We start from the raw sequence: 15,406 nt of genomic DNA, 5'->3' as shown, positions 1-15,406 counted from the left end.
ATGAAAGTTGCGGTATTGGGTGCGGGCTTGATGGGCAAGCAGGCGGCAGCGGACCTTGTTCAGAGCGAATCGGTTGAAAGGGTTTATTTGGCAGACGTTAATATCGAAAAAGCAGAAGCCTTTCAACGGGAATTAGGCAGTGAAAAGCTGGAAGCAGTTTATCTCGACGCAAACGACGATCAATCTTTGAAATCGTTGATCTCAAAAGCCGATGTAGTGATCAATGCGCTGTTTTATACCTTCAATGTAAAAGTTGCAGAAATAGCGGTCGATTGCGGCGTTCACGCCGTGGATCTTGGCGGACATATCGGAGGTGCAACGGACGCGGTGCTGGAGCTCCATGAAAGGGCTCAGGAAAGGGGGGTGACGCTGATTCCGGATCTCGGCGTCGCACCGGGGATGATCAATATCCTGACGGGACATGGGGCTGGACAGCTGGACCGCGTCAACGACATCAAAATTCTGGTCGGCGGCATCCCTGTCCATCCGGAACCGCCTCTCCAATATAATCACGTTTTTTCATTGGATGGAGTTTTTGATCATTATACGGATCCGTCACATGTTCTTCGGAATGGCAAACTGCTCGAAGTGCCTTCCTTGTCAGAGATTGAGCACGTACAGTTCGAAGAATTCGGAGAACTGGAAGCATTTCATACGTCCGGCGGCACTTCGACACTGACCGATACGTTCAGCGATGTCGATAATTTGGAATATAAAACGCTCAGATACAAAGGGCACGCAGAAAAATTCCAGCTGCTCGTCGATCTCGGTTTTACCGATCGCAATAAGACAGTCATTATCGAAGGCCGAAAGATCAAAACGCGTGATGTGCTGCGGGAAGTTTTGACCCCCATTACGGAACTCGGAAATAAAGAAGATGCAGTTGTGCTGAGAATCCATGTCACGGGTACAAAAGATGGGGAGGAAATTGCCATTGCCTACAATATGGTGACGAAAAAAGATCCCCAGTCGGGAGTGACGGCAATGGCCAAAGCTACGGCATTCACCGTTTCCGTGGTGGCACAGATGATCGGAAACGGCCTGATAGATAAACGGGGATCGTATCCACCGGAACTGATTGTGCCGGGTGATGACTATATCCGGGAAATGGCGAAACGCGGGGTCAACATACAAGAAACCATTGAGCGCATCGCCATTCATTAAGGAAATGACGTATCGGGAGGTTACTGTGATGAATTTCAATTTTTCAGACGAACAAACATTGTTAAGAAAAACGGTAAGGCAATTTGTGGACAATGAAATCATTCCACACATTGCTGAATGGGACAGCAAAGGGGGATTTGACCCCGTTATTTGGAAACGCCTGGCCGAACTCGGATTGATGGGAGTCTGCATTCCGGAGAAATATGGGGGAAGCGGCATGGACTACAACTCCCTTGCGATTGTTTGTGAAGAATTGGAAAGAGGGGACACCGCTTTCCGTACGGCGGTATCGGTTCATACCGGTTTAAGTTCGATGACCATACTTCAATGGGGCACGGAGGAACAGAAACAGCAATTTTTATTGCCGCAGGCGAAAGGGGAAAAAGTCGGGGCATTCGGGTTGACGGAGCCGGGAGCGGGTTCAGATGTTGCCGCGATTGCCAGTACGGCGGTGCGCGACGGCGAAGAATATATTTTGAACGGCCAGAAAACATGGATTTCACTGTGTGATTCGGCCGATTATTTTATCGTGTTCGCCTATACCGATAAATCGAAAAAACATCAGGGCATCAGTGCTTTTATCGTCGAACGCGACCGCGAGGGATTTTCATCCAAAGCGATCAAAGGGAAATACGGCATCCGCGCGGGCAATACGGGGGAATTGTTTTTTGAAGATGTCCGCATTCCCGTTGGAAACAGGCTGGGAGAAGAAGGCGAAGGCTTTAAAATTGCCATGGCATCCCTCGATAATGGCCGATTTACCGTGGCCGCCGGCGCGTGTGGATTAATAGGCGCCTGCCTGGAGGAAAGTGTGCGTTATTGCCATACCCGTTCGACATTCGGAAAATTGATTGGCGAACATCAATTGGTGCAGCAAATGATTGCCAAAATGGAAGCGGGTTATCAGATGAGCCGGTTATTGGTTTACCGTGCCGGCGAAATGAAAAATCAGGGACTCCGGAATACGAGGGAGACCTCTCTGGCAAAGTGGCAGGCCTGTGATTTTGCCAACCAGGCAGCGGATGATGCGGTGCAAATCCACGGCGCCTATGGTTATTCGGACGACTATCCGGTGGCGCGTTTTCTACGGAATTCTAAGGCTCCCGTTATCTATGAGGGAACCCGTGAAATCCATACCATCATGCAGGCGGAATATGTATTGCAGCTGAGGGAAGATAAAAACTTGAACCGGATGCTCCCGAAATGGCCGTTTGAAGAATGAAAATTGTTTCTTATGTTATCGGAAAAAAGCCTTGAAGAATTCCTCTTCAAGGCTTTTTTTCTGTCCAATCTTCGGCGCTTGGCTCTTCAACGTTTCATTAATCAAGAAACTCAGCGGGTCTTGGTATGAACATTTTCAATTTTTTTGGCAGGACTTCTATATCCACCGGTGTTTTTAAATAGATCTCTCCATCCGTGTCGATATCCATCGGGGCATCGGTCGCTATGCTGATGCGTTTGCCCTGGTAATGGCGGATATGGGCCAACTCTTCAACGGGAGCATCCGGTTTGGATAACGAGAACCATTCCAGAATCGCGGCAATTGAAGAAGTCTGAACGATAAAAACATCGAGAAGGCCGTCTGTCGGATCAATCGTATCCATCGGAAAAGCATGGGTTCCGATGGATTTTCCATTCATGACAAGGGCCAGCACACCGCTTTCTTCATGCGCAATGCCATCGACAGTGAGCTGGATTGGAAACGGTTCGGTTTGCCGCATGGATTGGAGGCCGCTCATGAAATAACTCAATTTCCCATATCGTTCCTTTAATAGGGGATCTATATTGGTGGAGGCATCCGTAATGATTCCAATGCCGGCAAAGTTCAGGTAAAAATTACCGTTAATACTGGCTGCATCGACCTCTGTGATTGTGCCATCGGTAAGAGCTTCAGCCGCCAGCGTCAAGTCCATCGGGATTTCAAGCGTACGTGCGAAATCGTTGCATGTGCCGCTGGGAATTATACCGAGCGGGGGAGGAGAAGAGACTTCGGATAAAGCCTGGACAGCATCGTGGATCGTACCGTCACCGCCTGCCACAAATAAGGCATCGACATCGGCAGACAATTCTTTGCAAAACGCCATCAATTCTTCCGGACTGTTGGTCTGAATGAGCTCCAATTTTTTTGAAACCGCAGCTATCGCGGGGACAGCCATCGCGATGATGGAGTCTGCCGTGGACGCTCCCGCCTGTCCGTTATACAATAATATAGAACGCTTAAATTTTGGCACGGTGTTACCTCCTAAATTTTATCTTATAACTACAATTCCACTGGAAGCGTACCAGTAAACTAAAGTGAGTCATACGACTGTGAACTGTTGGAGGAGAATGAAGAGATGACAGAAAAAATATACTATCAGGATGCTGCGGTCAAGGCAGCCGCGTCCAATGTAATTGCCCATGGTGAAGATGAAAAAGGAAACTACGTGGTCCTCGACCGCAGCTGTTTTTATCCGGAAGGCGGCGGCCAGCCGGCGGACACGGGATTCATCGGAGAAGCGATGGTCACGGATGTCCAGACAGTCGACGGTGAAATCCGGCATTATACAACGCGCGCGCTGGCGAAGGGGGAATATCCGACGGCCATCGACTGGGAGCGGCGCTTCGACCATATGCAGCAACATACCGGCCAGCATTTATTGAGCGCAGCTTTTGAAGATGAATTCGGTATGGAGACAAGAAGTTTTCATCTGGGCACAGAGCGGGTTTCCATCGATCTGGATGTTCCGAGCATTCAGCCCGACCAGTTAAAAAGAGTAGAGCAGCAAGTGAACCACTTCATCCGCCGGCAAATTCCAATCGAAACGGAATGGGTGACGCATGAACAGGCGGCAGGGCTTGCGCTGCGCAAGAAACCGGCAGTAGACGGCGACATCCGGCTGGTGAAAATCGCGGACATTGACATCAATGCCTGCGGAGGAACCCATCTGGACAATACGGCGGAACTGGGCTTGGTGAAGATTATCAGGACAGAAAAAGCGAAGAAATTCACTCGGGTATATTTCCTCTGTGGAAATCGGGCGCTGGAACATTTCGACTTGCTGCAATCGGTCACCGATCAATTGATGAGAAGTTTGAATGCTCCATTAGCCGAATTGCCGGCTGCAGCCAGTGCTATGCTGAGTGACAGAAAAGATAAAGAAAAACAGGTAAAGAAACTGAGTCTGCAATTGCTGGAATTGGAAGCGGACAGTCTTCAGCCTGAAAAGAATGTACTTGTAAGGATTTTCGAAAACAGGCCGATTAAGGAAGTCCAGCAATTAGCCCAGCTTACGACCGAAAAACAGCCTGCGCTATACGCGCTGTTTATGGTTTCGGAAGAATCGAGTCTTCGCTTTGTCTGTGCGAAAAACAAAAACTCCCCGGGAGATATGAAACGGGTATTAGAAGATATTCTTAAAAACAATGATGGCAGCGTTGGTGGAACTGAAAATCTTGCGCAAGGCAAGATTTCACCAAACGAGGATCCGGCAATATATGCAGCAGCCTTTCAGGCGTGGATCGAGGAAATTACATAAATTTTGTAACTTTTTTGTAACATGACTGTCTAATAAGTAAAAGCAGGCAGAAAGGGTGTGGACAATTCATGAAGAAGAGAAGTTTGTGGCTGGTTGCGGCGGCGATTATTGCAGCTGTTGGAATCGGCTTTGCCTTTATGATTGATAAAGTATCAATAAGTGCATCTTCCATTGCATTAGCGGAGCAAGGGTGGAGAGCCAATTTTTCTTCTGAGCTCCATCCGGATGCTATTGAAAAAGGCTATATCTATCTGACTGATGCAGAAGACCAACCGGTGGATGTCGAAATGATATTGCTTGAAAATGGAAAAACATTGGAAATTCCGGAGATATCCATCGGCCAGTATATCCTGCATGTTGAAAAGTCAGCCATCAAAGGCAGAATGCTGAAGAGCCTTTCTGACAACGAAGTATCTTTTGCTGTTCAAGAAGAAATCACGGCACTTTCAAGTGAAGAAGCTTTAAAAGCGTACTTCAAACAATTGCTCGAACTGCAAAAGAATAACGAGCGCTATGGAGCTCTCGTTGAAGGTGATGGGATGTCCGCTGAGGAATCCGCATCGAGTGATAGTGCAGCGTCCGGTGAAAGCGGCAACCATTCTTCCACCAATAATCAGGTGGAAGGCGTCGATGAAGCGGACATGGTAAAAACAGACGGCTCTTTTATTTATTCCATAAGCGATTCGAGAGTGCTCATTACAGACGCAACCGATCCTGACGAGTTGAAGTCGGGCGCGCAACTTTTGCTTGAACCTGAAATGTATGCACGGCAATTATTCCTGTCTGGAGACACGCTGGTGGTGATGGGAAGCCAATACAGCATGGCGCCAATGGAAGGGAAAGTCAGAATGGAAGAGGCTCAGCATATCTCGATGACCAGTGTCCTCTTTTATGACATCAGTGACCCGGCATCTCCCCAACTTCTTCGGAAACTTGGAACTGAAGGGGAGTTGAATGGCGCAAGACTGACAGAAAATATTCTTTATTACGTAACGAATGTGTATCCGAATATCTGGATGATGGAAGAAGATGATGACGTCGAACTTCGCCCGAGAACGTTTGACTCGAAAGATGACGAAGAATTCTCGACCTTGCCTTACGACAGGATCTCGATTCTTCCGGGAACGATGGAAGGCAGTTACAGCCTTGTTTCGGCAATCGACCTGAGCAACCCGGAAGGCAATGACTTGTTGACAGAAGGGTTTCTCGGAGGCAGCGAGCAGCTGTACATGACGAAGGAAAACCTCTATCTGACTGCATCGGCGTATGTGCCGATGGACGACAACGACGCGGATGATAATGTTTCAATGGATATCTGGATTCCGCAATCGGCCAATACGGAAATATTCAAATTCGGTTTGAATGGTACTGATATTAAGTACCTAGCGTCCAATGAAGTGAAAGGCTCCTTGCTGAACCAGTTTTCAATGGATGAGTACAATGGCTACTTCCGTATCGCCACTACGGAAGGTTTTGCGTGGGATGAGGCGGCACCTTCCAAAAACCATCTGTTCATACTTGATGGCGAAATGGAACAAGTCGGTTCTGTGGAAGATTTGGCGAAAGGCGAGAGAATCTATTCTGCCCGTTTTATGGGGGACAAGGCGTATATGGTGACTTTCAAGGAAACAGATCCGCTGTTTGTCATCGATGTATCTGCACCTTCTTCTCCTGAAGTGCTGGGAGAATTGAAAATACCAGGATTTTCGAATTACCTGCATCCTCTGGGTGAAGATCATCTTATCGGCTTTGGTTCTGACACCAAGCTGGTAGCTGAAAAAGAAGGTGAAGCGCGTGTAGTAACCGGCGGGATGAAAATTTCATTATTTGATGTCAGTGATTTTGAAAACCCGATTGAAAGGGATATCGAAATAATCGGCGGACAAGGAACAACTTCAGCATTGCAATACGATCACAAAGCGCTGTTTACGCATCAGGAGAAAAACCTTTTCGGTTTCCCTATTTCGCTATACCAGGAAACTAACGGCGAATATATCGAATTCGAAGGAGAAGGGGCAATGATTTATACCATCACCCCGGAAGGCATTGAAGAGACGGCGAATCTAACGAAGGAAAGTTCCGCCCAATACGAGGACTGGAGCAGCAGCATCCAGCGGATCATCTACATTGGGGACTCCTTGTATACAATCGCCAATAGCGAAATCAAGAGCTACGATCTGGATACTTTTGAAATCCGGGACAACATCGAATATTGATGCCAATAAAAACGTATCAGGGAATTTATCCTGGTACGTTTTTTTATTGGCAGAAAAGGTAATAATAAGAGTATTCTGAAAATTAATAGGAGGGATAGTAGATGAAGGGTGTTACTTTTCAAGGTGTGAAAGATATTGAAGTGAAGAATGTTAAAGATCCGGAAATCGAGAAAAAAGATGATATCATCGTGAAGATCACTTCCACCGCCATTTGCGGTTCGGACTTGCATATTTATCAGGGGGCGTTGCCGGCGCATAAGGGTTACGTCATCGGACACGAACCCATGGGGATTGTAGAAGAAGTTGGTCCGGAGGTGACGAAAGTGAAAAAAGGAGATCGCGTAGTCATTCCTTTTAATGTCAGCTGTGGCCAATGTTTCTTTTGTGATCACGATATGGAAAGCCAATGTGACAACTCCAACAGCAATCCGCATTTTGATACGGGAGGGTATTTTGGATTTACTGAACGCTATGGCAATTACCCGGGAGGCCAGGCGGAATATCTGCGGGTGCCTTATGGAAACTTCATGCCATTCGTTATCCCGGAATCTTCGGAACTGGAGGATGAATCGGTCTTGTTCCTTTCAGATGTTTTGCCGACTGCCTATTGGAGTGTCGAGAATTCAGGGGTAAAAGAGGGGGATACAGTAGTTGTCCTCGGTTGCGGCCCTATTGGTTTGATGACACAGAAGTTCGCCTGGCTGAAAGGGGCTGCACGCGTTATTGCAGTTGATGAACTGCCGTACCGGATGGAACTGGCCAAAAAAATAAATAATGTTGAAATTGTCGACTTCAGTAAACACGATAATACGGGAGCCTTTATTCACGAGCTGACAAAAGGCGGGGCACGCGTTGTCATCGACTGCGTCGGAATGGACGGCAAAAAATCTCCTGTGGAAGAGGCGCAGCAAAAATTGAAATTGCAGGGCGGAACCTTAAGTGCCATCAATATAGCGAAAGATGCGGTCAGTAAATTCGGTGTCATCCATTTGACGGGTGTCTACGGGCTGACCTATAATATGTTCCCGCTTGGAAACATATTCGAACGCAACGTGACGATGAAAATGGGGCAGGCGCCGGTAGTCCATTTGATGCCCAGAATATTTGAGATGATCAATAGCGGGGAGCTGGATCCACGCGAAATCATTTCCCATGTGATGCCAATGGAACAGGCTAGCACCGCTTATCAAATTTTCAATGACCACACAAATGACTGCACCAAGGTAATATTGAAACCTTGACCAAGGGAATATGATACAATTTGTACGCTTCGCTTTGGCGGAGCGTTTTAATTTTTCTCCACGTGTTGTATCATTAATGGCATGTGTAAAGTGAAAGGTGGGAATCTGTGTGAATCAGGCTGGTGAAACAAGAAGAGAACTGGCATTGGATTGTTTTCTTTTGGCCGGAAAAATCATGATGGAAAGCGGAGCAGAAACATATCGAATCGAAGACACAATGATCCGCATGGCCGTTTCCCAGAAAATGATGGATTCCCATTGTTTTGTAACGCCGACGGGTATCATGTTTTCTCCGAGCAATGAGTTGGCAACACGATTTGTCCGGATTAACAGTCGGCGCACAGATTTGGAGAGAGTGGCTTTAGTGAATGCGGTATCGAGAAGAATGGTAGCCGGTGAGCTGACGCTGCAACAGGCATATGAAGAAATGCAGATTATTGACCAGACAGATTATATGTTTTCGATTCAGATCCAGGTTTTGGCGGCAGCAGTGGCAAGTGCCTGTTTCCTGATTTTGCTTGGTGGTGGCTGGGAAGATCTTCCTTTTGCATTCCTTATAGGAGGAACTGCTTTTTATATAGTGGAAAAATTACTGGAAACAACCAGAGTTAAGTTTTTCGCAGAGTTTGTCGGTGCGCTGGCAATTGGGTCGCTTGCCTCCCTTGTCATTTATGCAGGCCTGGGGCAGGATTTGGATACGATCATTATCGGATCGGTCATGCCCCTCGTGCCGGGCTTATTGATAACAAATGCAGTAAGAGACTTGATGGCTGGCCATTTTGTATCAGGCATATCTAAAGGGGCCGAAGCGTTCCTTACAGCTTTCGCAATCGGAGCGGGAATTGCACTTGTACTTTCATTTTAAAGGGGGAATTGGATGAACTGGCCATTGGAAGCCTTTTTGAGTTTTTTGGCTGCCGGCGCTTTTGGCGTCGTCTTTAATACTCCGCGCAGAACGCTTGTCAGTTGTGGATTGGTCGGAATGAGCGGTTGGCTGATTTACCGGCTATATTTCCAGATTTTCGATGATTCGGTGCAGGCAACTTTCGCGGGAGCGTTTGTGGTTGCTTTGGTAGCCCATATGCTTGCCAAAAAGTTTAAGATGCCGATGATCGTTTTCAGTATCGCCGGCATCATTCCTCTTGTTCCGGGAAGCCGGGCTTATAATTCGATGCGCAATATTGTCGAGAACAATTATTTGGAAGCCATCTCTTTCGCTGCGGATGCCCTGATGATTTCGGGTGCCATTGCGATGGGCCTTGTTTTTGCAGAAGTGCTGATGCAAATGGTTTTCAAACAGCAAGCGAAAAGAATGCAAAAGAAAATCGGTATGACACGGATTTAGGTCCGCGGCATACCGATTTTTTTATTGACTGATGGAAGTTTGTTTCAGCCAGGACTCGAGTTCTGTTGCTGTCATTGGGTGGCCGGTTATATAACCTTGAATGCTGTCACAATCCATAGCTCTAAGCAATTCGAATTGTTCTTTCGTTTCAACACCTTCTGCAACTACCTGCAGGTCGAGGGACTTACCGAATTGAATCATGCCGTTAATCAGCTTTTGTATTTTTTCCTGCTGAGTGATCGACTGGATGATATCCTTATCAATTTTTAAGCTTGAAATCGGCAACAGCAGCATGTAACGGAATGAAGCATACCCCGTTCCGAAATCGTCGAGCGAGAACGAAATTCCTTTTTGATGCAATTGTTTCATCTGGTGCACAATCGAATGTTCGGCTTCCGCTTCCAAAGCGAACTTCTCAGTGATTTCCACCGTCAGTTGATTGGGATCGCAACCGTTGATGGTTAAATGTTCCAAAAACAGCCTCGCCATATCCTTGTCACGGAATTCCCGTATAGAGGAGTTGATGCTGACATTCATCGGAATGTCGCGCGAATTCCAGTCTTTCAACTGGTGACAGACGGTTTCGATGACAAACCTGCCGATTTCATGAATCATGCCATTTTCTTCGGCAATTGGAATAAGTTCATCAGGTGTGACAATCCCGGCTTCTATATCCTGCCAGCGGACCAATGCTTCGACGCGTTCAACATCACCTGTTTTTAAATTGACCTGAGGCTGATAAAGCACCTCGAGATTTCTCTTGTCGAGAGCATGTATCAGCCGGCGTTCGATAAGTGCTTTTCGGTTGAGCCGCTCGTGATCATCTGCTGTCAATGCCGAAATGGCACTGCCTCCACGTTCTTTAATCTTTTTAATCGTTGCATTCGAAGCTTTCATAAGATGAACGAATGTTTGTTGGTCTTCCGGATATCGGGTGACAGCGCCACTCACGGTCAACGGAATTGCAGTCCCCTGGATATAAATGGGGTGCTGCTGAAGATATGACAGAAAACCTTCTATAAACCATTGGCTCAAAGGAGTCACCAAAGCGAACTCATGCAGGCCGGTCCGAGTAATCAGCGAATCGGAAAAATACATACGAAGCCTCTTTGTGAATTCAATCAGCAATTCTTTTTCCGTATCGCTATTCGAGACATCGCGCAACGTATAGAAATGGTCGATATCAAAAAACACGAACGAAAAATGTTTGCGCTCTTCGATGTACTCATTGACGACCTGCTCTAAGCGGTGACGATTTTCCAAACCTGTTACAGCATCGATAAAAGCGATTTCTTCCAGGTGGTGCTGAGTTTCTTTTGCTTCTGTGATATCTTTCTCCAAAAATATATAATAAGTTTCAACGCCGGCAAGTGCCATCGGAATGGCCGTCAGTTCAACCCAATAAGCTTCGCCATCTTTCTTCACTTTCTTCACTTCACCGTTCCACACTGCGCCATTTTTCAAAGTCTCCATCATGTTTTCGATAAGCTGAAGAGTTTCTTCAGCGTCACCAAACATTTGCCAGATAGGTTTGCCGAGGATGCGTTTTGGCGTCCATTTGCTTAACTTCAAAAATAGTGGATTGGCATATGTAATTAAAAATTCCTCATCAAAATAAAGCATCATGAACGAATCATCCAGGCCACTTCGCAAACTTTCGAGTTCACGTGCAGGCGAGTCAGCCATTTGGGCTTCATCCATTTCAAAAATTGTGAGGATAAACTTTTCTTTTTCTGATCGGAAGACCTTTGTGACAACGGTGGTATAAGCCAACGTGCCGTCACCAAGTTCCACTTCAACATCCTCAAGACGTATCGGTTCCTTGCTGTTTACTATCTTTTCCCATGAACACTTATAGAGAGCAGCTTTATCGGGATTCATGAAAGAACATGTCTGTCCTATGATGGATTCCGATTCAATTTGAAAAACTCTTTCTGCGTGACGGCTGCACCAAACGGTTTGGCCGTTTTCGTTAATAATGATTATGGGAAAAGGAATATGGTTAAAAACGAGATTATCAGCTAACAATTCTTGTAATTCACTCATTCCATAACGCTCCTTTTCCAAAGTCTATTTTCATTATAGGGGAGAAAATGATTATCGTCATCCTTTTCAAAACATTCATGTTTTATTTTAGAAAATAAATGCATTTAATGCCAATTAATATTCGACATATCTAAAAAATTGGGTTATATAACCAGTTATTTTTGAGATTAAATAAAATCACTACCCGTTAACAAAATATTGTGTAATAATAGTCAACATAAAAGGTTCGAGTTTCGAAATGTTCAGGAGGCAATTTTTTTGAAAACAGTATTTTCCTACGCTAAACCATATACATTTTACATTGTTATCGCATTAGTCCTTATGCTGCTGGAATTATTTGTGGAATTGATCCAGCCTCTTGTGATAGCGGGCATCATCGATGATGGGATTGTGGCGGGGGACAGAGATGTGATCATTCAGCTCGGCATGCTGCTGATGGGTCTGTCGCTTGTGGCTTTTGCTTCAGGTGTCGCCAACTCCTATTTTGCAGCCCACGTGTCACAAAGTTTCTCGTTTGATCTGCGGAAGTCGGTCTATGGCAAAATCCAGTCGTTTTCACTTGCGATGTTCAATAAATTCCCGGCTTCAGGCCTGATTACCCGATTGACGAGTGACGTCACGCTCGTGCAGCAGATTCTGTTCATGAGTTTGCGCATTATGCTGCGCGCCCCGTTATTGGTGATCGGTAGTATGATCATGGCGTTTGTGGTCAATCCCAAGCTCGCGATTTATTTGGTGATCGTTTTTCCTGTTCTTTTGGCTTTCCTCTATATAATGGTGAAAAAAGGCGTCGTCTATTTCAGCTTTGTGCAGCAACGGCTTGACCGGGTCAATCGGATGGTGCAGGAAAATCTGCAGGCAGTCCGCCTGATCAAAGCGTATTTGCGCGGCAAGTATGAAGCCAATCGTTTCTCTGAAGTGGCGGGCTCGTTGAAAACTGATACGGTCAAAGCGTTTCGGATCATGGAAATCATCCTGCCGATTCTGCTGTTCGGTATGAACTTATCGCTGTTGGCGGTGTTGTGGTTTGGCGCATTTGAAATTCAAAGCGGCGACGCACAAATCGGTGAACTGGTCGCCATTGTCAATTACGCAATGCGAATGACCGGCGCATTCTCGATGTTTTCATTCATCATCATGGCTTTTGCCCGTTCGAAAGCGTCATCTGAACGGATAGAAGAAATTCTCCTTGCTGAAGACGTGCGTGAAAAGGACGTTAAAGGAGAATCAGAAATTTTGCGGCGGGGGGATGTCGTATTTGAAAATGTATCGTTTACCTACCCGGGTACTTCTGTTCCGGTACTGAAAAACTTGTCGTTCCATATTAAAGCCAATGAAAAACTGGCGATTATGGGCGCTACCGGATCCGGGAAGTCTTCACTGCTCCAATTGATCCCGAGATTTTATGATGTTACCGGTGGCAAAGTGATGATCCACGGCAGAGATGTGAGAAATTGGTCGCTGAGTGCCTTGCGCAAAACGATCGGTGTAGTGCCGCAGCAATCCCTGTTATTTACAGGGACAATTTCGGATAACCTTTCCTGGGGCAAGGAACATGCGCGCCAGGATGAACTATCGGACGCTGCTGTTAAAGCGCAGATCCACGATACCGTGGTGAGATTCCCGAAAGGCTATTCGACGCGTGTTGGCCAAAAAGGGGTCAATCTGTCGGGCGGGCAAAAACAGCGGCTGTCCATTGCGCGTGCGCTTGTTCGAAAACCAGCCATTTTGATATTGGATGACAGCACCAGTGCGTTGGATGTAAAAACGGAAGCGACGTTGTGGCAGGAATTGGAGCAGGAACAAGCAACAATGCTCGTGGTAACGCAAAAAATCCGCACAGCAATGCGGGCTGATCATATCCTTCTTCTTGAAGAAGGGGAAATATCGGCATACGGCACCCATGCAGAATTGCTGGAGCACTCCGAATTGTACAGAAAGATTGCCTTGTCGCAACAGGAAGAGGAGGTGGATGAATATGTTTGATGCCATTCGTCGCCCTTTCGGCTATGAACCGATAATCAAAAAAGAAGATCTGAAAAGGGATCCGGACAAAAAAACGGAACGGGCTCAAAACTGGAAATCCACGCTGCACCGCATCTGGAAACTGGTCGATGAACAACGCTTTCTTTTGATTGTGGTGCTGGCGCTGGTATTCGTCAGTTCAGCCCTGGCTCTTCTGGGACCTTATTTAATCGGTAGAGTCTTGATCGACCAATACATCATTCCCGAACAATTCGGGGGGATGGGAATTATCATTGTGTGGCTGGTGCTGATTTATATCGGCCACTCCATTTCCCTGTATTTGCAGAATTACTGGATGGTGGGAATCGCCCAGCAGGTTATTTACCGGATGCGCACAGGGTTGTTCAAGCATTTTCAGAAACTTCCTGTGTCCTTCTTCGACAAGCGGCAGCACGGTGAATTGATGAGCCGTATGACCAATGACGTGGAGAATGTTTCGGCTACGCTGAACACGTCGTTTATCCAGGTGTTCTCGAGCATCCTGACACTGACGGGAACAGCGGTGGTCATGTTTCTGCTAAGTCCGTTGCTGACCCTCCTGACGTTTTTCATCATTCCGCTGATGTATGTTTCGGTTCAGTGGATTACGAAAAGGACGGGACGTTTGTATAAAGAGCAGCAACGTGCCGTTGGTGATTTGAACGGCATGATCGAAGAAACCATTTCCGGTCAAAAGATCGTCAAGGCGTTTTCGCAGGAACCGCGGGTGATGGATGAATTTCTTGTGAAAAGTGAACGTCTTCGCCGCGCCGGTTTCTGGGCGTGGACGTATGCTGGTTTTATTCCGAAAGTGATGAACTTCTTGAATAACGGCAGCTTCGCGATTGTCGCCGGCGTTGGGGGAATTTTAGCGCTCAACGGCTCTGTGTCAATCGGTGTTATCGTCATCTTTACGGAATACTCCCGCCAATTCACGCGGCCGTTAAACGATTTGGCCAACCAATTCAATACTGTGCTGTCGGCAATCGCCGGTGCGGAGCGGGTCTTTGCAATTATGGATGAAACGGAAGAAAAAGATGATTTGGTGAAAAATGCCGACAAGGAATTTTCCGGCGAAGTGGAATTTGATAATGTTTCATTTAAATATGAAGGGGCCGAAGAAGAATGGACGATCCGCGACGTCAGCTTTTCAGTCGGCATCGGGCAGACCGCTGCACTGGTCGGTGCAACGGGTGCGGGCAAGACAACGATCATGCAATTGCTCGCCCGGTTCTATGATGCCAATGAAGGCGAGATCCGGATTGATGGAACGCCGATATCCTCGATGCCACGGGAAACGCTGCGCAAGCAGATCGCCTTTGTTTTGCAGGATCCATTCCTGTTCGAAACTTCGGTTTACGATAATATCCGCTACGGAAAACTGGATGCAACACAAGAGGAAGTTATTGAAGCGGCGAAGAAAGCCAATGCCCATGACTTTATCCAAAAGCTGCCAAATGGCTATGATACGGTGCTAGAAGGAGACGGCTCCATGATTTCGCAGGGGCAGAAGCAATTGCTGTCAATTGCGCGTGCGTTGATTGCGGACCCGGTCATTCTGCTGCTGGATGAAGCGACGAGCAGTATCGATACCGTAACCGAATTAAAAATTCAGGAAGCGCTCGAACGGCTGATGGCCGGCAGAACCAGTTTCGTTATCGCCCACAGGTTGAATACAGTGCGCCAGGCGGATTTGGTTTTTGTCATGGAGATGGGCAAATTGGTGGAAGCAGGAACGCAGCAAGAGCTGCTGAATAAAGACGGTTTGTATGCCACGATGCTGGCAGATGCGAAATTATAACAAAGGTTCCGGAGGGCGAGCATTTAGCCTCCGGGATTTTTTTATGGATAAACAACTTTCCGTGCGGATAT

At 46.8% G+C, this 15,406-nt stretch carries 11 protein-coding genes; 9 read left to right on the top strand and 2 right to left on the bottom strand.

All coding sequences use genetic code 11. The annotated features are described in order from the left end of the window. Together DHX103_RS04605 and DHX103_RS04600 are read left to right on the top strand one after the other, a co-directional pair. Entirely contained in the window at positions 1–1,164 is a 1,164-nt protein-coding gene (locus tag DHX103_RS04605; protein WP_422124097.1) for a saccharopine dehydrogenase C-terminal domain-containing protein, read from the top strand. Positions 1,165–1,192: 28 nt separating this feature from the next. After that, complete coding sequence (locus tag DHX103_RS04600) at positions 1,193–2,386, top strand: acyl-CoA dehydrogenase family protein (RefSeq protein ID WP_422124096.1); 1,194 nt, start codon at positions 1,193–1,195, stop codon at positions 2,384–2,386. A 97-nt stretch (positions 2,387–2,483) separates the two neighbouring features. Here DHX103_RS04600 and DHX103_RS04595 read toward each other — a convergent pair whose 3' ends face one another. Further along, a complete protein-coding gene (locus DHX103_RS04595) occupies positions 2,484–3,395 on the bottom strand; it encodes a diacylglycerol/lipid kinase family protein (protein ID WP_422124095.1) in 912 nt (303 codons plus the stop codon). 105 nt (positions 3,396–3,500) lie between these two features. On the opposite strand from DHX103_RS04595, the gene DHX103_RS04590 reads away from it, so the two are divergent. The 5 genes from DHX103_RS04590 to DHX103_RS04570 all read left to right on the top strand — a co-directional run bounded on the left by DHX103_RS04590 (position 3,501) and on the right by DHX103_RS04570 (position 9,484). Continuing rightward, positions 3,501–4,682 (top strand): alanyl-tRNA editing protein, encoded by a 1,182-nt coding sequence (locus DHX103_RS04590; protein ID WP_422124094.1) that lies wholly within the window; start codon positions 3,501–3,503, stop codon positions 4,680–4,682. Between the two features lie 68 nt (positions 4,683–4,750). Further along, positions 4,751–6,898, top strand: a complete 2,148-nt coding sequence (locus DHX103_RS04585) for a beta-propeller domain-containing protein (RefSeq protein ID WP_422124093.1) — start codon at positions 4,751–4,753, stop codon at positions 6,896–6,898. 101 nt (positions 6,899–6,999) lie between these two features. Beyond that, complete coding sequence (locus DHX103_RS04580; RefSeq protein WP_422124092.1) at positions 7,000–8,139, top strand: zinc-dependent alcohol dehydrogenase; 1,140 nt, start codon at positions 7,000–7,002, stop codon at positions 8,137–8,139. A gap of 109 nt (positions 8,140–8,248) precedes the next feature. Further along, positions 8,249–9,004, top strand: coding sequence for a threonine/serine exporter family protein (locus DHX103_RS04575; RefSeq protein ID WP_422124091.1), 756 nt, complete (start codon positions 8,249–8,251; stop codon positions 9,002–9,004). 12 nt (positions 9,005–9,016) lie between these two features. Then, entirely contained in the window at positions 9,017–9,484 is a 468-nt protein-coding gene (locus DHX103_RS04570; RefSeq protein WP_422124090.1) for a threonine/serine exporter family protein, read from the top strand. Positions 9,485–9,505: 21 nt separating this feature from the next. Here DHX103_RS04570 and DHX103_RS04565 read toward each other — a convergent pair whose 3' ends face one another. Then, a complete protein-coding gene (locus tag DHX103_RS04565; protein WP_422124089.1) occupies positions 9,506–11,530 on the bottom strand; it encodes an EAL domain-containing protein in 2,025 nt (674 codons plus the stop codon). A 258-nt stretch (positions 11,531–11,788) separates the two neighbouring features. On the opposite strand from DHX103_RS04565, the gene DHX103_RS04560 reads away from it, so the two are divergent. Together DHX103_RS04560 and DHX103_RS04555 are read left to right on the top strand one after the other, a co-directional pair. After that, positions 11,789–13,516, top strand: coding sequence for an ABC transporter ATP-binding protein (locus tag DHX103_RS04560; protein WP_422124088.1), 1,728 nt, complete (start codon positions 11,789–11,791; stop codon positions 13,514–13,516). Further along, positions 13,509–15,335 carry an ABC transporter ATP-binding protein gene (locus tag DHX103_RS04555; RefSeq protein WP_422124724.1) on the top strand — a complete coding sequence of 609 codons (1,827 nt, stop codon included), beginning with the start codon at positions 13,509–13,511 and terminating at the stop codon, positions 15,333–15,335. The genes DHX103_RS04560 and DHX103_RS04555 overlap by 8 nt, the downstream gene beginning before the upstream one ends. Positions 15,336–15,406: the final 71 nt, after the last annotated feature.

Origin of the sequence: Planococcus daihaiensis (genome assembly GCF_049262615.1) — a bacterium.
GTDB lineage: Bacteria > Bacillota > Bacilli > Bacillales_A > Planococcaceae > Planococcus.
The sequence above is the reverse complement of the archived record's forward strand: the minus strand, read 5'-3'. Positions and strand labels throughout refer to the sequence as shown.